This window comes from Methylosinus sp. Sm6 (assembly GCF_019802345.1).
Lineage (GTDB): Bacteria > Pseudomonadota > Alphaproteobacteria > Rhizobiales > Beijerinckiaceae > Methylosinus.
In genome coordinates, this window is sequence record NZ_JAINDZ010000007.1 from 67029 (window position 1) to 86424 (window position 19396).

Genomic DNA, 19396 nt, shown 5'->3' on the forward strand with positions numbered 1-19396 from the left:
CAAGCTCAGTGCGGTGTAAAACGTGTCTCGATGAAATAGACGTATCGAACCTGCAACGGATCGTAACGAATAATGAGCGTGTCGATGTTGCGTAGACGAGGGTCTGACAGAGTCACGTCCTGAGTGGCTTGTGAGTTGACCGTCACCTGTACCGTGTCAGCGGTCGGAATACCGAAATGATAAGCGTAAAGAGTGAATGTTACTGGCATCGACATACTTGTCGCGCCATAGGCAAAAAGCTTAAGGCCGGTCAAATCGAAAGATTTACCAGGGAAATTAGAGGCGGGAATAGTAAAGACGCCGCCGGTGCGGTTGGCGAAATACAGCCCGCCGTTTCCCGTTCGCACGTCCCAACCATTAGGGAGAAGATGACCGAGAGCGGATACGACCAGGCCGCTGCTGTCCGTCGCCGTGCAATTCGGGCACCCGGTCAAAGGCGCTGAGGTAAATGTCGCGGTGTCGGCAAGCGCCGCCGACGCGGAAAAAGCGACAAAGGTCGCCAGAGCGGTGGCTCGTAGAAATTCGGCGTTCATATTATTCTCCTGATTGCCGCATTGCGTGACGCTCGAGCGAGGACGCTGGTCCATGCGCGCATCCCACGAGCGTCAGCCTGCTGCTCTCACAACATGGAAGGGGCTCGCCTCAGAGCTTGTGACTCATTCGATTTTCGCCATTTTCGACCGCAGTCGAACCAGTGAGAGTCGAATTCATTCGCAAATTCTCGGGAGCAAGTCCCGATTGTCAGTCTAACCTCTATCGTTGCAGACGCATGACAAAAAATTGAAGCCGCGTACGGAGTTGGCCGTCTCGCGTTTTCTGGTTGTCGATCTCGGTTGAAACGACGCGGCGAGGCTCCCTGCTCCAAAATGTCGCGCGGCGACTGCGCCGCCGAGAAATTGCGGCCCGATCGCTCTGGCGAAATCATGGGCGATGTGAATTGCGTGCGTCCGTTGCGCGGGCTGCAATGGCGGGCGCAGCTTGCATCTAATGCAGGTCGCGCGATATCGGCGGCGCTGGAGCCGTCGATCCCGTGACGCCGGGGGATCGCGTTCGAGAACCCAGCCTCCTCATCCTGAGGAGGCCCGAAGGGCCGTCTCGAAGGATGCTCCAGAAGGCGCGGGCGGGGCCCACCCTTCGAGACGCCCGCTGCGCGGGCTCCTCAGGGTGAGGGGACTGGTGTTCACCATACGCCGGGAGCCGAATAAGAGAACGGCCCCGCTCTCAAGCGGAGAGCGAGGCCGAAGTTTTCAGCGCGTCCGCCGCCTCAGTAGCGGTAATGCTCCGGCTTGAACGGGCCGTTCTGCGGCACGTTGAGATAAGCGGCCTGCTGCTCGGTCATCTTGGTCAGCTTCACGCCGATCTTGGCGAGATGTAGAGAAGCGACCTTCTCGTCGAGGTGCTTGGGCAGCGTGTAGACACCGACCGGATACTGGCCCTGCTTGGTCCACAGCTCGATCTGCGCCAGCGTTTGATTGGTGAAGGACGCCGACATCACGAAGGACGGATGGCCGGTGGCGCAGCCGAGATTCACCAAGCGGCCTTCGGCGAGCAGGATGATCCGCTTGCCGTCGGCGAACTCGACCTCGTCGACCTGCGGCTTCACATTGTGCCATTTGAGATTGCGCAGGCCGGCGACCTGAATCTCGCTGTCGAAATGGCCGATGTTGCAGACGATGGCGCGGTCCTTCATGACGCGCATGTGCTCGGTCGTGATGACGTCGACATTGCCGGTCGCGGTGCAGAAGATGTCCGCGCGCGTCGCGGCGTCTTCCATCGTGGTGACCTCATAGCCTTCCATCGCCGCCTGCAGCGCGCAGATCGGATCAATCTCGGTGACGAGCACGCGGCAGCCGGCGTTGCGCAGCGAGGCGGCCGAGCCCTTGCCGACGTCGCCATAGCCCGCGATGCAGGCGACCTTGCCGGCCATCATCACATCGGTGGCGCGGCGGATGCCGTCGACCAGCGATTCGCGGCAGCCGTAGAGATTGTCGAACTTCGACTTGGTGACCGAATCATTGACGTTGATCGCCGGCCACAGCAGCTTGCCCTCCTTATGCATCACATAGAGGCGATGCACGCCGGTGGTGGTCTCCTCGGTCACGCCCTTGATGGCCTCGGCGTTGCGCTTGTAGAAGCCCGGATTGGCCTTGAGGCGCTTCTTGATCGCGGCGAAGAGGACCTCTTCTTCTTCATTGGTCGCCTTGTCGAGGAAGGCGGTGTCGCCATTCTCGGCGCGCAGGCCGAGATGGATGAGCAGCGTGGCGTCGCCGCCGTCGTCGAGAATCATGTTGGGCGCGCCGCCGTCGCCCCATTCGAAGATACGATGGGTGTAATCCCAATAATCCTCGAGGCTCTCGCCCTTGATGGCGAACACCGGCGTGCCGGCGGCGGCAATCGCCGCGGCGGCGTGATCCTGCGTCGAATAAATATTGCAGGAGGCCCAGCGGACGTCGGCGCCGAGCGCCTTCAGCGTCTCGATCAGCACGGCGGTCTGGATGGTCATATGCAGAGAGCCGGCGACGCGCGCGCCCTTGAGCGGCTGCGACGGGCCATATTCGGCGCGCGTCGCCATCAGGCCGGGCATCTCGGTCTCGGCGATATCGAGCTCCTTGCGGCCCCACTCCGCGAGGCCGATGTCGGCGACGACATAATCATTGAAATGCGTGGTCATGACGCTCCCTTCTGGCGTTGCCTCGCACGGGCGGCGAGCGCGGGTCCTAGCGCCCGCCTATAGCAAGACGGGCGAAGGGATGCAATAAAGATATAAACAAGTCTTTATGTCAGCCTGCCGCTGCCGCCGGCAGGCCGAAGGCGTCTCCTCGAGCGGCGCGGCCCGCGTCGCTCGAATGACACGAGCCGCCCGATCGCTGCTCAGTCGCCGAAATGATAGCTGACGCCCGCTGTCAGCGAGCCTTCGCCCTGTGCGTGCCGCGTCGCCAGCGCCGGCCGCGCCAAATTTTCGGCTTCGGCTCGCGTGCGCCCGCCGAACCACCGCGTTTCGATATGCGCGCTCCAGCGCGTATCGAGGGCGTATTCGACGCCGGCGCCGACCGTCGGCGTCACCGACCACCAATTGGTGGTCGTCGAGCCGAGCGGCGCCTGATAGGACCGCTCGATATGCGCGAGTTCCATGCCGCCGGTGACGTAAAGCAGCGCGCGCTCGTAGTTCCAGCCCAAGCGTCCGCGAATCGATCCTTGAGCATCGATCGTGTTCTGCACGCCATAGCCGAAAATCGGGTCGACCGTGTAGGCGCGGGCGCGGGCGCCCGAGATGTCGCCGACAACGCCATAGACGAGAGGGCCGTAGCGCCAATCATAGCCGGCGTGGACGCCGCCGATGAAGCTGCCGCCGCTTCCGGTCTTGGAGGAGAGGACCGCATTGTTCGCCGCGAGCACCGTTTGCGCGCGGTCGCCGAACCCGGCGTAGCCGGCGTGCGCGCCGACGTAGAACCCCTCGAAAAGCAGAGCCGGCGGCGGCGCGAAAGCGGGCTCCGCCTTGCGGGCAGGCAAATCCGCGGCTGTCGCCGTGCCGACAGAAAGCAAGGCCGAGCAGCAGGCGATGGTCCAGGTTTTCATATCGCATCCTTCGTTCGAGTGATCGTTTGGCCCTGGCCGCCGCCGGGTCGAGGCAGCGTTCATGCAACAGGCCGTATATAGCATGAAATAGATTAATATATTCATGTTTTACATTAAAAATTTCTCGCGTCAATGTTGCTCGGGCCTCGAGGCAGGGCGGTCAGGTGAAGGACCAATCCCCAACCCTCGTCCTGAGGCGCCGCCCGCTGCGCGGGCCGAGCAGGAGCGGCGCGTGCATATCCGGGCCGGCGCCTATGCTATGGAGGTCGGGCCTCTTGCTCGGCGCGAAAACGAGGATGGCGACGATGAGCGACGACACGACCAGCGACAGGGCGTCGAGCGGCTCCGCGCGGCGCCTCGCGCTGAATCCGAAGCTGCGCTGGGCATGTCACTCGATCCGCCTCGCCGCCCTGGTCTTGATCCTTTTCAAGTCGGCGACCACGCTGTGGGATCTCGGCGACCGAGACGCGTTTCTGGCGCTGATGAACGAGCTTTACGGGCTGGATTCGGCGGGAGTCTCTGATTTGAGATATTGGAGCGCGGTGACTCTCTGGATGCTCGAATTCGTGTTGCCTGCGATCGTCGTAGCGCGGCTCTGGCGCCTGACCGGCATTTATCTGGACGGACGAGTCTTTTCGATCGAAGCTGCGGCGACCCTGCGCCTCGTCGCGCTGTGGGGCTTCGCCGCCACGATCGCCGGCCTCGTGACGCTCCCGCTCGGCGCGGCGCTGCTGTGGGCCGAGCAGATCGTCAAGGTTCCGTTACAGATCTGGCTGGCTCCGATAAACATATTCTGCGTGCTGTGCTGCATCTTCGCTCTGGCGCTCAGCGTGATCCTCGAGACCGCCGCGAAAATCGCCCGCGAGCACGCGCGCTTCGTCTGAGCGTAGCGAAGGTGGGCCTGCGCCAGAGTTGAACCGTTCGATGGGGTCTTTTATGGGTGAGGATCATGACCGACGCCATCGATGAGAGCGCCCCGCCGCCATCCGTGCAGCTCGTCGCACTCAATGCGAAGCTGCGTTGGACCTGCTATTCGATTCGCCTCGTCGCCGCGGCCTGGCTCGTTTTCGGAATCGGACTGACATGCTGGAACTGGGGCCATCGCGCCGACAGCCTGGAAACCATGCGCAAGCTCTATGGCTTGGACCCCGAGAGCGTTTCCGATCTCGCCTATTGGTCCTCGACGTCGATCGCTCTGTCCACTTGGGCGCTGGCGGCGCTCGCGGTCGCGCGCTTGTGGCGTCTCACGGGGATCTACCTCGAAGGACGCGTGTTCTCCGTCGCGGCGGCGGCGGCGATGCGTCTTTTTGCGCTGACCGGCTCGGCTGCCGTAATGTTCGACATCATGGCGCACCCTCTCGTCAATGGACTTCTTTCGACCGAGCTCCTCGCCGAGTCGCCCGCTCGCGCCTGGATCACCCCGCAGGATGTCTTCTATCTGCTGTTCTGCGGCGGCGTGTTCGCGCTCGGCGTGATCCTCGAGACGGCCGCCGAGATCGTCGACGAGCATGAGCGGTTCGTGTAGATGCCGATCATCGTCAACCTCGACGTGATGCTCGCCAAGCGCAAGATGCGCTCACGCGATCTCGCCGCGCATATCGGCATCGCCGAGCAGAACGTCAGCCTGCTGAAATCGGGCAAGGTCAAGGGCGTGCGCTTCGACACGCTGGAGAAGATCTGCGAGGTCCTCGACTGCCAGCCCGGCGACATATTGGAATATCGCGCCGAGACGAAAGAGGCGTGAGCCGGCTCGCCACCGCAACCGGGCTCCGTGCGCCCGACGGCAATGGAGAGAAGCTTTGATTTCGACTGCGGCCGTCATTCCAGACGCCGTCTGCGGCGGCTCCTCAGAGCTTGTGAATCTTCTGATATTCGCAATCTTCGCTTCGTACCGGGGACGGGCGGCATTTTCGAAGCGCGCGTCGAGGGCCAGAACAGCTCGATCGAGGGCGTATTGTTGGAGCGTCGGCGCGACGCCCGCGGGCTCTGCGCGACGCTGTCGTCCGGCGTGACGCTGTAGAAAGGTCTGCGGCGGAAAGGTCGCCGTGGTCGCGCAGCGGTGCGCGCTCACTTCGCGGAGCCGGCCGCCCCCTCGGACGCGCCCGCGTCGGCGATTTTTGCGACCTGCTCGGTCGCCTCGGGCGCGGCGTCGCCGGCCGTGCGCATGTGGCCGAGCAGGCCTTTGCGCTTGGCCTCGTAGTAGAAGCCAGTCGAATAGAGCCTGATGGCGCGGGAGATGTCGCCCTCGGCGACGCGATAGGCGTTGGCGAGATAAGCGACGCCGTAATTGAGATTGGTCTCGGCGTCGAGCAGGCCCTTGGCCGGGCCGCTGTAGCCGACGCTGCGCGCCGTCTCGTAGCGGATCTGCATCAGGCCCCAATAGGGACCATGCTTGGCGGCGGGATTGTAATTGCTCTCGCGGCGCACCGCCGCATGAATGAGCGATTCCGGAATATCGTAGGCGATGGCATTGCGCGTGATGCTCGCCTCGAGCTTCTGACGCGGCGTGAGGATGATCGGCTCCGGCGGAGGAACGGGCTCGTCCGGCGCCTTGGCGACGAAGCCCGTGTCCGTCGGCGCGCTGGCGCAACCGGCGAGCGCGACGATCCCGAGCGCCGCTACGGCGCGAATCGTTTCTTTCATTCCAGGCCCTCCATGGGCGACAACCTAACGGCCGAGCCGACGATTGTCGACTGGGGCGATCGCCGAAGGGAAAGGGCGGAGCGACGGCCGGCGAGGAACAGGCGATCGGGCTCGACGCCCCTCCCCCGCTTCGCGCTAACGGAGTCACACATTTCCAGGAGGCCGTCATGGCCGGGCTCGTCCTGGACAGGCCCGGCCATGACGGCGCTGCGCATTCCAAGATGTGTGCATACCGTAGCGCTTCGCGGGAGAGGGAGCAGATTCGGCGTGTCATCGAAGTTTCGCGAAACGTCCGCCGCCTCCCTCTTCTGCGCAGCAGAGGAGGGAGGGGCTTTCGGCTCTTCAAGCTCGAGTGACGCGCCGCTACTCCGGCGTCGCAATGTCGATCTTGCGGACGACTCGCTCCGGCTCGGGCCGGACGAGGTCGATCGACAAGAGGCCGTTGAGCAGATCGGCGCCGAGCACCTGCATTCCCTCGGCCAGCAGAAAGGCGCGCTGGAACTGCCGCGCGGCGATGCCGCGATGGAGAAAGTGCCGCTCGCGATCGTCGACCTGCTTGCCGCGAATGACCAGCTGATTCTCCTCGAGCGCGATGTCGAGCTGGTCGCGGGTGAAGCCGGCGACGGCCAAGGTCAACCGCAGCCGTTCGGGGCTGTCCTCCGTGCGCGGCAAGCGCTCGATGTTATAGGGCGGATAGCCGTCCGAAGCGGAGCGGGTCACGCGGTCGAGCGCGCGCTCGATCTCATCGAAGCCGAGGAGAAAAGGGGAATTGAGCGTCGGCAGTCGTGCCATGGCGAAGCCCTCGCGGCGCTTCTCGTCGTTGATTTGCGAGGCCCGTCATCGGCGCCCCGCGGCGTATATGGAGCCGAAGCTCGGCGCGATCAAGCGCCCGCCTCGCTCACAACCGACGAGACCGCGGCGGCTCCGCCGCACGGCGGTGCGGCGCGCCTGCCCTCCGCGCGATGCTCGCGCTCGCCGGCGTCGTCATCGGAGCCGTTCGATTTTCATACAGCATTGATGTTGAAAAGATTTCCGCGCAGTTCCCCGAATTGGCGCGTCCTTGTGCGGGGCTAGATTGCGCTATCGTCGACGAATCATCGCGTTGCGTCTCGCAGTCCATTCTTGCGCCAGCCATCGGGACGCGCTCCATGTCTCCCTTTCCCCGCTTGCTCGCCGCGCTGGCGACGCTCGCCGCGGTCGCCGCCGCGCCGCGCGCTTCGGCTCATTGCATGATCGGCCCGCGCCATATTCCGATGACGCTCGCCATCGACACGCCCTGCGTCACCGATGATTTCATGCCGATGGCGATGGGAACGAAAAATGGCGATTACACGCGCGAATTCGACGTCCCCATGCAATGGTCCAAGCGGATCACCGAGGATTTGGGCGTCACCCTGGCCGGCACATGGACGCGCATGCGGATGCCGGACAATTACTCGCTGATGGCCATGCCGATGGACCATATGATGGGCATGGATCCGATGCACATGCATGGCATGGAGCCCATGCTCATGTGGATGCCGATGTATATGCCGACCATGACCATGACGGGCTGGCAGAATCTGCAGACGACGCTCAAATATCAATTCCTCGTCGACAAGGGGAGCGAGCTCGTCCTCTCGGCTGGAGCGATGGTCGATTGGGGCGGCAGCGGCGACCGCTCCTCCGGCGCGCCGCGCTACACGACGCTGACGCCGATGCTGTGGTTCGGCAAGGGCTTCGGCGATCTGCCCGAGACGCTCGCCTGGGCGCGTCCCTTTGCGATCACCGGCCAATTCGGCTTGCGGCTGCCGACATGGTCGCGCACGCTCTCTGTTTCGAACACCGGCATGATCCCGGTCGGCGCAAACATGTCCGGCATGATCAATTCGGTCATGGACATGTCCTGCATCGACATGCCGAGCCCCTACACATTCGGCGTGACGATGGACATGCGCAGCGTCAATGACTGCCGGCATTCGCCGACCTTCGTCTATGGCGCGAGCCTGCAGTACAATCTCGGCTATGGTCGCAAGTCGCGCGGACAAGGCGTCGAGCGCCTCATCAGCGGCTTGACGCCGCTCGTCGAGGCGCAGTTCCGCACGCCCGTCTCGGGCGCCGCCTCCTGGAGCTTCCCCGTGCAGGGCGGAGTCGAGATCTGGCCCAATGCGCGCGCCTTCTCCACGGCTTTCGTTCCGAGCGCCACGGTCGGCACGATCAATCCCGGCCTCCTCTATGTCGACGACGCCTGGCAGATCGGCGCCGAGGCAATCATTCCGATCAATAATCAGAGTGGCAGAGGCGTCGGCTGGATGGCCGCGCTCGGCATTTATCTGGACAAGATCTTTCCCGATACGATCGGGCGTCCGCTGTTCGGCGACGTGCATTCCGATCACGGTCACGCCGATCACGCGGATCATGATCACGGCGATCATGAGCACGCCGAGCATGAGCATGCGCATGAGCATGGCGCGGGACATGATCACGGCGCGGATGCGCGAGCGCACGCTGCGCATCATCGCGGGTCTGCTTCGCATTCGGCCGGCCAAGGGGAGCCGCACGCGCATTCTCATTGACGCTGCGCGCCGGAGCATTTTTCTCGACGGGAATCTTCGGCTAAGATTTCGCTATGGAGACACCTTCCTCGCGCGCCGCGGCGCCGGGCGAGCGCGCGCCCGTCGACGCCTGCTTCGCGACGCAGGCCGAAGCCTGCCGCCATCTCGGCTCGCCCTTCACCGCCGCGCTCTGCGAGATGCTGCGCGCCGATCTCGATACGAGGAGCGCGTTCGGCCGCCGCATTCTCTCATGGGGCAGGCGGGCGACGGCCGACGCGCTCGCTCTGCGCGCCGCTGGCGCCTTGCATTTCCTCGCCCGCTCGAAACGCGCGCCGGAGCTTGCCGCGGCCTATCCGCCGCAAGACGTCGGCGAAGCGGCGCTGCGGCGCGCGCTCGCCGCCGCCATCGGAGAGCATGACGAATTTTTGGCCGGCTTTCTCGATCGGCCGCCACAGACCAATGAGGCCGCGCGTTCGTCCATTCTGCTCGGCGGCGCTCTCTACGTCGCTTCTGTGGTGAAGCGGCCGCTCGAGATCTTGGAGATCGGCGCCAGCGCCGGGCTCAACCTCCATTTCGACCGCTATTCTCACGATCTCGGCGTCGGCCGCTGGGGACCGCCGGACGCAGGGCTGCGGCTCGTCTGCGATTGGCGCGGCGCGCCGCCGCCGCTCTGCGCGCCGCTCGAGATCGCCGCCCGCTCCGGTTGCGACGTCGATCCGCTCGACCCTGGTCTCCCGGCCGACCGCGAGCGCCTGCTCGCCTATGTCTGGCCCGATCAAGCCGAGCGTCTCGCGCGCATGGAGACGGCGCTCGCTCTCGCAGCGCGGCGCGAGGAGCGCGTCGAGCGCGCCGACGCCGGCGATTTTCTCGCGGCGCGTCTCGCGGCGCCGCTCGCGCCCGGCCGCGCCCGGCTGCTGCACCACAGCATCGTCTGGCAATATCTGCCGCTCGAGACGAAGACCCGCGCCAAAGCGCTGATCGAGGCGGCGGGCGCGGCGGCGACGCGCGCGGCGCCCTTCGCCTGGGCGCGCATGGAGGCCGATGGCGACATGCGTTCGGCCGCTGTCACGCTGACGCTCTGGCCCAGCGGCGAGAGCGTCGCGCTCGGCCGCGCCGACTTCCACGGCCGCTGGGCGCAGTGGAATGCGAAGGCTCCCGTTCCTATCTCTTGATGCTGCAGCGCAATGACTCCTGCGGCGACGCGTCCGAGTTTCACGCTTGCGCGCCCGCCGGCTTGGTGGGAGCATCGTCTGACGGAGCCGACAAGGTTTCCACTCGCCGGCGCCGGCAACGGGAGCGGGTCATGAGTGAAACGAGAACGTCCGGCGAGGCGAGAGCCGCAGGCGCGCGTCTGATCGCGCTTGTCGGCCCTTTTCAGAGCGGCAAGACCAGCCTGTTCGAATGCCTGCTCGCGCGATGCGGCGCGGTGGCGCGCCAGGGCTTCGTGCGCGACGGAACCAGCGTCGGCGATTCCTCGCCCGAGGCGCGCGCCCATGCGATGAGCGTCGAGAGCAATGTCGGCGGCGTCGACTATCTCGGCGACCGCTATGTGTTCGTCGACTGCCCCGGCTCGGTCGAATTCGCTCACGAGCAGCGCCAGGTCCTGCCCGTCGCCGACGCCGCCATCGTCGTCGCCGAGGCCGATCCGCGCAAGCTGCCGGCGTTGCAGCTCGTTCTGCGCGCGGTCGAGGATGCGGGCGTTCCGCATTTCCTGTTCCTCAACAAGATCGACGTCGCCCAGGGCAATCTGCGCGACACGCTGTCGCTGCTGCAATCGGTCTCGCGCACGCCGCTGCTGCTGCGGCAGATCCCGATCTGGAACAATGGTATCGCCGTCGGCTTCATCGATCTCGCGCTCGAGCGCGCCTATGTCTATCGCGAGCATGCGCCGTCCGAGGTCGTCGAGATCCCGCCGGGCGAAGCGGTTCTCGAGAAGGAGGCGCGCTATTCCATGCTGGAGCGGCTCGCCGATTACGACGACGCGCTGATGGAGGAGCTGCTCACCGATATCGAGCCGCCGCGCGATCAGATTTTCGACGATCTCGCCAAGGAGATGCGCGGCGGCCATGTGGCGCCGGCGTTCGTCGGCGCGGCCGAGCGCGGCGCCGGCGTGTCGCGGCTGCTGAAGGCGCTGCGCCACGAGGCGCCGAGGATCGGCGAGACGCGGGCGCGGCGCGGCCTCGCCGACAATGGCCCCGCGCTCGCGCAGGTCATCCGCGCGGTCCACACGCCGCATGGCGGCAAGCTGTCGCTCGCGCGCGTGCTGCGGGGGAGCTTCAACGATGGACAGGCCGTCGTCGGCGCGGCGGGCGTCGAGGACAAGATCTCCGGCCTCTTTTCGCTGATCGGCGGCGCGGCGACGCGTCAGGCCAAAGCCGAGTCCGGCGATACGCTCGCCTTCGGCCGGCTCGAGCACGCCGCGGTCGGCGATATTCTGAGCGCGGACACTCATGGGACGGCGCCTGCCGCCGCGAAGATCGAAGCGCCGGCGCCGGTCTATGCGCTCGCGCTCGCCGTGAAGGACCGCAAGGACGAAATGCGGCTCACCGCCGCGCTCGCCAAGCTGATCGACGAGGACCCTTCGCTGGCCTTCGTCCACGATCAGCAGCTCGGCGAGATGAAGCTGCTCGGTCAGGGCGAGATGCATATTCGCGTCGCGCTGGAGCGGCTCGCGTCCCGTTACGGCGTCACCGTCGGCGCCCATCCGCCGGCGATCGGCTATCGGGAGACCATCCGCCGCGCGGTGAGCGTGCGCGGACGGCATAAGAAACAGTCGGGCGGCCATGGCCAATTCGGCGATGTGGCGCTCGAGGTGGCGCCGCGCGGCCGCGGCGAGGGCTTCGCCTTCCTCGAGCGGGTGCATGGCGGAGTTGTGCCAAAACAATACTACTCATCGGTCGAGGCCGGCTGTCGCGACGCGCTGGCCCGCGGCCCGCTCGGCTTTCCGGTGGTCGATGTGGAGGCCGTTCTGGTCGACGGCTCCTATCACAGCGTCGATTCGTCCGACATGGCGTTCCGCACCGCCGCGCGCATCGGCATGATCGAGGCATTGGGCAAGGCGGAGCCGGTCCTGCTCGAGCCCGTGCTCTCCGTGGTGATCCGCACGCCGAGCGAGGCAATGTCGCGCGCGACCTCCCTCGTCTCGGCCAGACGTGGACAAATTCTCGGATTTCGTCCGCGCGCCGGCTGGGACGGGTGGGACGAGATCGAGGCGCTCATCCCCGAGGCGGAGATCGGCGCCCTCATCATCGAGCTGCGCTCGGCGACCTCCGGCGCGGGCAGCTTCGAGGCCGCCTTCGATCATCTCGCGGAGGTGGTCGGCCGCCAGGCGCGCGAGGTGGTCGCCGCGCGCGGCGGAGCAACGGCGGAGCGATGACCTGAGACGCTTGTTTCAGGCAGGCACGGAGCAGTGCTGGCTCGTTTCTTGATCCGCCCGGATAGGCGTCCCATCGCTGTCCCATTTTGGCAAAGTTCACGCGGCGGCAAAGTCACGCGCTCGGCGATCGCCGTCGCGGGGCCCCAATGTCGGCGCAGGCTGTCTATTCCGGAACAGAGCGCATGCATTCCGAAACGCATTTGTGCTTCGAGGGATCGTTTGGAATAGGCGAAGCGCTGCGCGCGTCGGGCATCGAGGGCGTCGGCGAGCTGGCCTGGGGCTCGCATTTCTGCCAATTCTATCGCAATGCGGACGAGCTGCTCGAGATCGTCGCGCCCTATTTCGCCGCCGGCCTCGCCGCCGGCGAGCTGTGCCTCTGGGCCGTGGCCCCGCCGGTCGCGGTCGCGGACGCGACGGCGGCCTTGCGTCGCCTCTCGCCAAAGCTGCGCGATCGCCATGAGGGCGGCCGCATCGCGATCGTGCCGTTCGAGGCGATTTACGTCCTCGAGGGCAGGCTCGACGGCAGTCAAGCGCTGCGCAAGGTGGAGGCCGAGCTCGAGGACGCCTATATTCGCGGTTTCGAAGGGCTGCGCATCGCCGGCAACGCCCCCGAATTCGCCGCCGACGACTGGCCCCATATCACCACATACGCGACGCGGCTCGGCGCGCTGGTCGCATCGAGGCGTATCCTGTCGCTCTGCGCCTATCCGCTGTCGTGCTGCGGGGCCGACGAGGCGCTGGAGGTCATCGCGCGCCATGATTTCGCGCTGATGCGCCGCAACGGCCGCTGGGACGTGGTCGAGAATGTCGCAGCGCATCGCGCCAGACAGGCCCTGCGCGACAGCGAGCAATATTTCCGCCTGATCGCCCAGGGCGCCCCCGATACGGCGCTGTTCACGCTCGATCCGCAAGGACGAATCGCGAGCTGGAACCATGGCGCGCAGCGAATTTGCGGTTGGGCGGCGGCGGAGATCGTCGGCCGCGACGGCGCCCTTCTCTATCCCGAGGATCGGCGCGGCTCGGCTGCGCTGGAGCTCGAGCATGCGGCCGCGCATGGCGGCTATAGGGGCGAGAGCGAATGCCTGCGCAAGGACGCGACGCTGTTCCCCGTCGAGACGCAGATTTCGCCGTTGCGCGACGATCGCGGGCAGCTACGCGGCTTCGCCAGGACCATGCGGGACGTGAGCGAGCGCAAGCGCGCCGAGCGCGAGGCGATGGCCAATCAAGCCCATTTGCGCGCGCTCGTCGAAAGCGCCGTCGACGGCATCGCCACGCTCGACGAGAGCGGCGTGATTCTCTCGCTGAATTCGGCGGCTCTGCAGATGTTCGGCTATGAGGCGTCCGAAGCGATCGGCCGTCCGCTCGACCTGTTCGTGCCGCAAGCGTGCGACCCCGGACGCCTCCTCGCCGAATGGCCGCCGACGAAGGACGCAGGCGCGCCGGGGGCCGGCGAGCTCATGGGGCGGCGCAAGGACGGCGGCGCATTTCCGCTGGAGCTGACCATCGGCGAGGCGCCCTTCGACGGCGGCCGCCTGTTCATCGGCTTCCTGCGCGATCTGACCGAGCGTCGCCGCGCCGAGGCGCAGATGCGCAAATTGCGGGTCGACCGTTTCGATCTGATGGCGCAAGTCGCCGCCGGCGTCGCCCATGAGATCAACCAGCCGCTCTCCGCGATCGCCGCCTATCTCGGCACGGCGCGGCGGCTGCTGCAGCGAGGGCCGGCGCAGGACCCCGCCCGCGATCTGGACCGCATTTTGGAGCGGGCGATCGCCCAGGTGATGCGCTCCGCGCAGATCATCGGCCAGCTGCGCGGCGTCGTCGCCGCCGCGGAGCCGGACAAGACGCTGCAGAGCCTGCATGTGATTATAGAAGAAGCGCGCGGCTACGCCGCTCTCGAGCCGATGGCCGCGAAGGTCGCAGTGACGGTCGAGCTCGCGGCGGCGAATGATCGGGTCATCGTCGATCGCGGGCAGATGCGGCAGGTGCTGATCAATCTCGAGCGCAACGCCGTGGAGGCGATGCAGGGCGCGGACAAGCGCGAGCTCGTCATTTCGACGCGCCTCGTCGACGGCGGCATGATCCGCACCGACATCGCCGACACCGGCGCGGGACTCTCGGAGGAGATCACCAGCCTGTTGTTCGAGCCCTTCGTCACCACCAAGACTTATGGCCTCGGGGTCGGACTCGCCGTCTCGCGCGCGATCGTCGAGGCGCATTACGGCCGGCTGTGGGCCGAAGCGAACCCCGGCGGCGGCGCGATCTTGAGCTTCACCCTGCCTCTCGCCGGCGAGCACGGCGACGAAGTCCTCGCCGAGTGACAGGAGAACGCGCCGGCGCGGCGCGTCCCCTCGCGACATGCGTCAGGTCAAATACTGGCCGCCGTTGATCGTCAGCGTCGAGCCGGTGATGAAGCCGGCCTCGTCGGAGGCGAGGAACACGACCGCGCGGGCGATTTCTTCCGGCTCGCCGAGGCGGCCGACGGCGATATGCGGGATGATGTGCTTGTCGAGCACTTCCTGCGGGACGGCCTTCACCATCTCGGTGGCGATATAGCCGGGCGCGATGGCGTTGACAGTGATGCCCTTCGACGCGCTCTCCTGCGCCAGCGCCTTGACGAAGCCGATATCGCCGGCCTTGGAGGCGGAGTAGTTGGTCTGGCCGGCTTGGCCCTTCTGGCCGTTGATCGACGAGATGACGATGATGCGGCCGAAGCCGCGATCACGCATGCCGTTGATGACCGGGCGCGTGACATTGAACAGCGAGTTGAGATTGGTGTCGATCACCGCCCGCCACTGCGCCAGCTCCATCTTGTGGAACAGGCGGTCCTTGGTGATGCCGGCGTTGTTGACGAGCACGTCGACGGGGCCGAGATCCTTCTCGATCTGGGCGAGAGCGGCGGCGCTGGCGTCATAGTCCGACACGTCGAACTTATAGACCGGAATGCCGGTCTCGGCCTTGAACTTCGCCGCCGCCTCGTCATTGCCCGCATAGGTCGCGGCCACACCATAGCCGGCCGCCTTCAGCGCCTTGGAAATCGCCTCGCCGATGCCGCGCGTGCCGCCCGTCACAACCGCTGTTCTGCCCACTGGATGCTCCTTTCTTTTGTTTGCGAATAGCGAATGGCGAATAGCGAGTAGAGGAGCAGCAAAATTCTATTCGCTACTCGCTACTCGCCACTCGCTGACAATTAGCGCTCGATCGTCAGCGCGACGCCCATGCCGCCGCCGATGCACAGAGTGGCGAGGCCGCGCTTGCCGCCGCGACGCGCGAGCTCATAGAGCAGCGTCGTGAGAATGCGCGCGCCGGAGGCGCCGATCGGATGGCCGATGGCGATGGCGCCGCCATTGACGTTGACGATCGCCGGATCCCAGCCGAGGTCCTTGTTCACGGCGAGCGCCTGAGCGGCGAACGCCTCATTGGCCTCGACGAGATCGAGATCGCCGATCTTCCAGCCGGCCTTTTCCAGGGCCTTGCGCGAGGCCGGGATCGGGCCCGAGCCCATCACCGACGGATCGACGCCGGCCGTCGCCCAGGAGGCGATGCGGGCGAGCGGGGTGAGGCCGCGCTTGGCCGCTTCCGCCGCCGTCATCACGACGAGCGCCGCGGCGCCGTCATTGAGGCCGGAGGCGTTGGCCGCCGTCACCGTGCCCTCCTTGGTGAAGGCCGGCTTCAGCTTGGCGACGCCCTCGAGCGTCACGCCATGCTTGATGTATTCGTCCTGATCGACGATCACATCGCCCTTGCGGGTGGAGACCGTGAAGGGGACGATCTCGTCCTTGAATTTTCCCGCCTTTTGGGCGGCTTCCGCCTTGTTCTGCGAGGCGACGGCGAAAGCGTCCTGCTCGGCGCGGCTGATCTGCCACTTGGCCGCGACATTCTCCGCGGTGATGCCCATGTGGTAATTGTTGAAGGCGTCGGTCAGGCCGTCGACGATCATCGTGTCGACGAATTTGACGTCGCCCATCTTGGTGCCGGCGCGCATATGCGCGGAGTGCTGCGACAGCGACATGCTCTCCTGGCCGCCGGCCACGATCACGCTGGCGTCGCCCGCCTGGATCTGCTGGGCGGCGAGCGCCACCGCGCGCAGGCCCGAGCCGCACACCTGATTGATGCCGAAAGCCGTCTTCTCCTGCGGCACGCCGGCCTTGATGGCCGCCTGGCGCGCCGGATTCTGGCCTTGCGCGGCGCCCAGCACCTGGCCGAGGATGACCTCGTCGACATCGGCGGCCGCAATGCCGGCGCGCTCGATGGCGGCCTTCACCGCGACGGCGCCGAGCTCATGGGCCGGCGTCGAGCCGAACGCTCCGTTGAACGATCCAACGGCGGTACGCGCCGCGGAAACGATCACGATTTCCGTCGTCATGTCGATCTCCTGCTAGGTCGAGCTTGCGAGGCGCCCTCGGGACGCTGCTCGGGCGCACGTTGAGCATTTTGCGGCGAGGCTCGTCAAGCGCCCGCCGACGAACAATTCGCCGCGCGCCCCTCGCGGAGACGACCCGCGGGGCTCCCCTCGCGCGCCTCGGTCGCATTCTCTCGGGCGATAAATCATGATCTCATGCCGAATCGGTGGGCGGCGTCCGGCGTCGCCACAGGGAGGACAGAGCCAATGGCGCCACAAAAATCGGCGATCGCCGCCGCAGCGGCCGTGATCATCGCCGCCCTTCCGGCCTTTGCCGCCGGCGACGCCGCCCATGGCAAGCGGATCGCCCAGCGCTGGTGCGCGTCCTGCCATCTGGTGACCGACGGGCAGAAGCGGGCCATGGCCGACGCGCCGAGCTTCGCCGACATCGCACGCCGCCGCGAGGACGCCAAGGCGCTGGCAAATTTCCTCGTCGACCCGCATCCGAAAATGCCCGACATGCATTTGTCGCGACGCGAGATCGACGACATCGTCTCCTATATCCGCAGCCTCGACCCGCGCCCGCGTCCCCCGGAGCCCGGCGTCGACAAGGACGAGAGGCCGCGGCACGGGTGAGCCGCGCGGCCGCGCTGGACGCAGGCGCCGCGAGGCCCTAATCAGCGCCGATCGATCGGAGATCGGCGTCATGGCCTATGCGGTCAAGGAGGCTTTCAAGACATTGCAGGGGGAGGGCCGCCACGCCGGACGGGCCGCCGTCTTCTGCCGTTTCGCCGGCTGCAACCTCTGGAGCGGCCGCGAGGCCGATCGGGCCGAGGCCTCCTGCCGCTTCTGCGACACGGATTTCGTCGGCGTCGACGGGGAGGGGGGTGGACGCTTCGAGAGCGCCGCCGCGCTCGTCGATCATCTCGCCACGCTCTGGGGCGAAAAGCGCGAGCGGCGATTCGTCGTCTTGACCGGCGGCGAGCCGATGCTGCAGATCGACGGCGCGCTGATCGAGGCGCTGCACGCGCAGGGCTTCGAGATCGCGGTCGAGACCAATGGGACCCGGGCGGTCCCGCGGGAGATCGACTGGATCTGCGTCAGCCCCAAGGCCGGGGCGCCGCTCGTGCAAACCAGCGGCGACGAGTTGAAGCTCGTTTATCCGCAGGAGGGCGCCGAGCCGGAGCTGTTCGAGGGCCTCGCCTTCCACCATTTCCTGCTCCAGCCCATGGACGGGCCGGAGGCGGCGCGCAATACGAGGGCGGCGGCGGACTATTGCCTCGCGCATCCGCGCTGGCGGTTCTCGCTGCAGACGCACAAGGCGATCGGGGTGAGATGACGCTCGAGTTCGAAGTCTATCGGGAGTTCTGCTTCGAGGCGGCGCATGCTCTGTGCGACCCGGAGCACCCGCTAGGGGGAATCTACCGCAATCTGCACGGACATTCGTTCCGCGTGCGGGTGACGCTGCGCGGGCCGCGGGTCGAGGGCGAGGACTGGGTGATGGACCTCGGCAAGCTCGGCCGCCGCCTCGCGCTGCTGCGCGAGAAGCTGGATCATTCCTTCCTCAACGAGCTCGAGGGGCTCGGCAAGCCGACGCTCGAGAATCTCTGCGTCTATATCTGGCGCGACCTCGAGCCCGATCTGCCGGCGATCTTCGAGGTCGGCGTGTTCCGCGACACCTGCAACGAAGGCTGCGTGCTGCGCAAGCGGTGACGGCGTGCGGCGGGGCTCGACAATTCGCGCCGCGGCGGCCATAACCCCAAAGTCGAAGGGCAGCGCGAACAGCGAGCCTGAAGGCTCGCGGTCCAAGGGCGGGAACTGGATCGCGAGCCTTCAGGCTCGCTTTGCCGCGCCGCCGTCGTGGCGGGGCACGAGGAGAACGTCCCATGGGTTTCAAGGTCGCCGTCGTGGGCGCCACAGGCAATGTGGGCCGCGAAATGCTCGACATTCTGGCGGAGCGTCGCTTTCCGGTCTCGGAAGTGGTCGCGCTCGCCTCGTCCCGCTCGATCGGGACGGAAGTGTCCTTCGGCGACAAGACGCTCAAATGCCGTCATCTCGACACCTATGACTTCTCCGATACGGACATCTGCCTCATGTCCGCCGGCGGCGACGTGTCGCGCGAATGGTCGCCGCGCATCGGCGCGCAGAACTGCGTCGTCATCGACAACAGCTCGGCCTGGCGCATGGACCCGGACGTGCCGCTGGTGGTGCCGGAGGTGAACGCCGACGCGGCCGCGGGCTTCACCAAGAAGCACATTATCGCCAATCCCAATTGCTCGACCGCGCAGCTCGTCGTCACGCTGAAGCCGCTTCACGACGTGGCGACGATCAAGCGCGTCGTCGTCTCCACCTATCAATCGGTCTCCGGCGCGGGCAAGGAGGGCATGGACGAGCTGTTCGCCCAGACCCGCTCGGTCTTCGTCTCCGATCCGTTGGAATCGAAGAAGTTTCCCAAGCGCATCGCCTTCAACCTCATTCCGCAGATCGACGTCTTCATGGAGGACGGCTTCACCAAGGAAGAGTGGAAGATGATGGCGGAGACGAAGAAGATCTTGGATTCAAAGATCAAGCTCGTCGCCACCTGCGTGCGCGTGCCGGTGTTCATCGGCCACAGCGAGGCGGTGAACATCGAGTTCGAGAACCCGCTGTCGCCGGACGAGGCGCGCAATATTCTGCGCGAGGCGCCGGGCGTGCTCGTCATCGACAAGCACGAGCCCGGCGGCTACATCACCCCGCACGAGGCGGCGGGCGAGGACGCGACCTATGTGTCGCGCATCAGAGACGACCCGACCGTCGAGAACGGCCTCGTGCTGTGGTGCGTCTCCGACAATCTGCGCAAGGGCGCGGCGCTGAACGCGGTGCAGATCGCCGAGGTGCTGATGAACAGGAAGCTGATCGCGCCGAAGCAGAAGGCGGCGTGAGGGAGCT

Annotated in this window: 18 protein-coding genes; 11 read left to right on the forward strand and 7 right to left on the reverse strand. The window is 66.2% G+C overall.

Annotated features, from left to right (window positions below; translation table 11 throughout):
• Positions 1-5: 5 nt before the first annotated feature.
• The 3 genes from K3F48_RS06855 to K3F48_RS06865 all read right to left on the reverse strand — a co-directional run bounded on the left by K3F48_RS06855 (position 6) and on the right by K3F48_RS06865 (position 3576).
• The gene (locus K3F48_RS06855; RefSeq protein WP_222574673.1) at positions 6-587 is read right to left on the reverse strand and encodes a hypothetical protein; all 582 of its coding nucleotides are present in this window, start codon (positions 585-587) and stop codon (positions 6-8) included.
• 677 nt (positions 588-1264) lie between these two features.
• A complete protein-coding gene (gene ahcY / locus K3F48_RS06860) occupies positions 1265-2671 on the reverse strand; it encodes an adenosylhomocysteinase (protein WP_222574674.1) in 1407 nt (468 codons plus the stop codon).
• Between the two features lie 200 nt (positions 2672-2871).
• Positions 2872-3576 (reverse strand): outer membrane protein, encoded by a 705-nt coding sequence (locus K3F48_RS06865; RefSeq protein WP_222574675.1) that lies wholly within the window; start codon positions 3574-3576, stop codon positions 2872-2874.
• 305 nt (positions 3577-3881) lie between these two features.
• Here K3F48_RS06865 and K3F48_RS06870 point away from each other — a divergent pair, with 305 nt between their 5' ends.
• The 3 genes from K3F48_RS06870 (at position 3882) to K3F48_RS06880 (ending at position 5320) form a co-directional block, all read left to right on the forward strand.
• Positions 3882-4460, forward strand: a complete 579-nt coding sequence (locus tag K3F48_RS06870) for a hypothetical protein (protein WP_222574676.1) — start codon at positions 3882-3884, stop codon at positions 4458-4460.
• Between the two features lie 65 nt (positions 4461-4525).
• On the forward strand, positions 4526-5101 hold the full coding sequence (locus K3F48_RS06875; protein WP_222574677.1) for a hypothetical protein: 576 nt from the start codon (positions 4526-4528) through the stop codon (positions 5099-5101).
• Positions 5102-5320: a helix-turn-helix transcriptional regulator gene (locus K3F48_RS06880; protein WP_222574678.1), complete on the forward strand. Its 219-nt coding sequence runs from the start codon at positions 5102-5104 to the stop codon at positions 5318-5320.
• A gap of 323 nt (positions 5321-5643) precedes the next feature.
• On the opposite strand, the gene K3F48_RS06885 is transcribed toward K3F48_RS06880, so the two are convergent.
• Both K3F48_RS06885 and K3F48_RS06890 read right to left on the reverse strand, forming a co-directional pair.
• Positions 5644-6219: a lytic transglycosylase domain-containing protein gene (locus K3F48_RS06885; protein ID WP_222574679.1), complete on the reverse strand. Its 576-nt coding sequence runs from the start codon at positions 6217-6219 to the stop codon at positions 5644-5646.
• Between the two features lie 363 nt (positions 6220-6582).
• Positions 6583-7011 carry an Hsp20 family protein gene (locus K3F48_RS06890; protein WP_222574680.1) on the reverse strand — a complete coding sequence of 143 codons (429 nt, stop codon included), beginning with the start codon at positions 7009-7011 and terminating at the stop codon, positions 6583-6585.
• 356 nt (positions 7012-7367) lie between these two features.
• On the opposite strand from K3F48_RS06890, the gene K3F48_RS06895 reads away from it, so the two are divergent.
• The 4 genes from K3F48_RS06895 (at position 7368) to K3F48_RS06910 (ending at position 14447) form a co-directional block, all read left to right on the forward strand.
• Complete coding sequence (locus K3F48_RS06895) at positions 7368-8774, forward strand: hypothetical protein (protein WP_222574681.1); 1407 nt, start codon at positions 7368-7370, stop codon at positions 8772-8774.
• Positions 8775-8827: 53 nt separating this feature from the next.
• Positions 8828-9925 carry a DUF2332 domain-containing protein gene (locus K3F48_RS06900; protein WP_222574682.1) on the forward strand — a complete coding sequence of 366 codons (1098 nt, stop codon included), beginning with the start codon at positions 8828-8830 and terminating at the stop codon, positions 9923-9925.
• Between the two features lie 131 nt (positions 9926-10056).
• Positions 10057-12129 carry an elongation factor G gene (locus tag K3F48_RS06905; RefSeq protein WP_222574683.1) on the forward strand — a complete coding sequence of 691 codons (2073 nt, stop codon included), beginning with the start codon at positions 10057-10059 and terminating at the stop codon, positions 12127-12129.
• Positions 12130-12311: 182 nt separating this feature from the next.
• A complete protein-coding gene (locus K3F48_RS06910) occupies positions 12312-14447 on the forward strand; it encodes a PAS domain S-box protein (protein ID WP_222574684.1) in 2136 nt (711 codons plus the stop codon).
• Positions 14448-14489: 42 nt separating this feature from the next.
• On the opposite strand, the gene phbB is transcribed toward K3F48_RS06910, so the two are convergent.
• Positions 14490-15215, reverse strand: coding sequence for an acetoacetyl-CoA reductase (gene phbB, locus K3F48_RS06915; RefSeq protein ID WP_222574685.1), 726 nt, complete (start codon positions 15213-15215; stop codon positions 14490-14492).
• Between the two features lie 101 nt (positions 15216-15316).
• Positions 15317-16492 carry an acetyl-CoA C-acetyltransferase gene (locus K3F48_RS06920; protein WP_222574686.1) on the reverse strand — a complete coding sequence of 392 codons (1176 nt, stop codon included), beginning with the start codon at positions 16490-16492 and terminating at the stop codon, positions 15317-15319.
• Positions 16493-16735: 243 nt separating this feature from the next.
• Here K3F48_RS06920 and K3F48_RS06925 point away from each other — a divergent pair, with 243 nt between their 5' ends.
• The 4 genes from K3F48_RS06925 to K3F48_RS06940 all read left to right on the forward strand — a co-directional run bounded on the left by K3F48_RS06925 (position 16736) and on the right by K3F48_RS06940 (position 19389).
• On the forward strand, positions 16736-17104 hold the full coding sequence (locus K3F48_RS06925) for a cytochrome c (protein WP_222574687.1): 369 nt from the start codon (positions 16736-16738) through the stop codon (positions 17102-17104).
• 70 nt (positions 17105-17174) lie between these two features.
• The gene (gene queE / locus K3F48_RS06930; RefSeq protein ID WP_222574688.1) at positions 17175-17807 is read left to right on the forward strand and encodes a 7-carboxy-7-deazaguanine synthase; all 633 of its coding nucleotides are present in this window, start codon (positions 17175-17177) and stop codon (positions 17805-17807) included.
• Complete coding sequence (locus K3F48_RS06935) at positions 17804-18181, forward strand: 6-carboxytetrahydropterin synthase (protein WP_222574689.1); 378 nt, start codon at positions 17804-17806, stop codon at positions 18179-18181. The genes queE and K3F48_RS06935 overlap by 4 nt, the downstream gene beginning before the upstream one ends.
• A 173-nt stretch (positions 18182-18354) precedes the next feature.
• On the forward strand, positions 18355-19389 hold the full coding sequence (locus K3F48_RS06940) for an aspartate-semialdehyde dehydrogenase (protein WP_222574690.1): 1035 nt from the start codon (positions 18355-18357) through the stop codon (positions 19387-19389).
• The last annotated feature ends 7 nt before the right edge of the window (positions 19390-19396 follow it).

Coding starts and splice junctions, on each gene's coding strand:
- K3F48_RS06890 (WP_222574680.1), bottom strand. CDS start 7,011: ATGGCACGACTGCCGACGCTCAATTCCCCTTTTCTCCTCGGCTTCGAT.
- K3F48_RS06910 (WP_222574684.1), top strand. CDS start 12,312: ATGCATTCCGAAACGCATTTGTGCTTCGAGGGATCGTTTGGAATAGGC.
- K3F48_RS06925 (WP_222574687.1), top strand. CDS start 16,736: ATGGCGCCACAAAAATCGGCGATCGCCGCCGCAGCGGCCGTGATCATC.
- ahcY (WP_222574674.1), bottom strand. CDS start 2,671: ATGACCACGCATTTCAATGATTATGTCGTCGCCGACATCGGCCTCGCG.
- K3F48_RS06870 (WP_222574676.1), top strand. CDS start 3,882: ATGAGCGACGACACGACCAGCGACAGGGCGTCGAGCGGCTCCGCGCGG.
- K3F48_RS06875 (WP_222574677.1), top strand. CDS start 4,526: ATGACCGACGCCATCGATGAGAGCGCCCCGCCGCCATCCGTGCAGCTC.
- K3F48_RS06940 (WP_222574690.1), top strand. CDS start 18,355: ATGGGTTTCAAGGTCGCCGTCGTGGGCGCCACAGGCAATGTGGGCCGC.
- K3F48_RS06920 (WP_222574686.1), bottom strand. CDS start 16,492: ATGACGACGGAAATCGTGATCGTTTCCGCGGCGCGTACCGCCGTTGGA.
- K3F48_RS06900 (WP_222574682.1), top strand. CDS start 8,828: ATGGAGACACCTTCCTCGCGCGCCGCGGCGCCGGGCGAGCGCGCGCCC.
- K3F48_RS06905 (WP_222574683.1), top strand. CDS start 10,057: ATGAGTGAAACGAGAACGTCCGGCGAGGCGAGAGCCGCAGGCGCGCGT.
- K3F48_RS06935 (WP_222574689.1), top strand. CDS start 17,804: ATGACGCTCGAGTTCGAAGTCTATCGGGAGTTCTGCTTCGAGGCGGCG.
- K3F48_RS06885 (WP_222574679.1), bottom strand. CDS start 6,219: ATGAAAGAAACGATTCGCGCCGTAGCGGCGCTCGGGATCGTCGCGCTC.
- K3F48_RS06895 (WP_222574681.1), top strand. CDS start 7,368: ATGTCTCCCTTTCCCCGCTTGCTCGCCGCGCTGGCGACGCTCGCCGCG.
- K3F48_RS06865 (WP_222574675.1), bottom strand. CDS start 3,576: ATGAAAACCTGGACCATCGCCTGCTGCTCGGCCTTGCTTTCTGTCGGC.
- queE (WP_222574688.1), top strand. CDS start 17,175: ATGGCCTATGCGGTCAAGGAGGCTTTCAAGACATTGCAGGGGGAGGGC.
- K3F48_RS06880 (WP_222574678.1), top strand. CDS start 5,102: ATGCCGATCATCGTCAACCTCGACGTGATGCTCGCCAAGCGCAAGATG.
- K3F48_RS06855 (WP_222574673.1), bottom strand. CDS start 587: ATGGACCAGCGTCCTCGCTCGAGCGTCACGCAATGCGGCAATCAGGAG.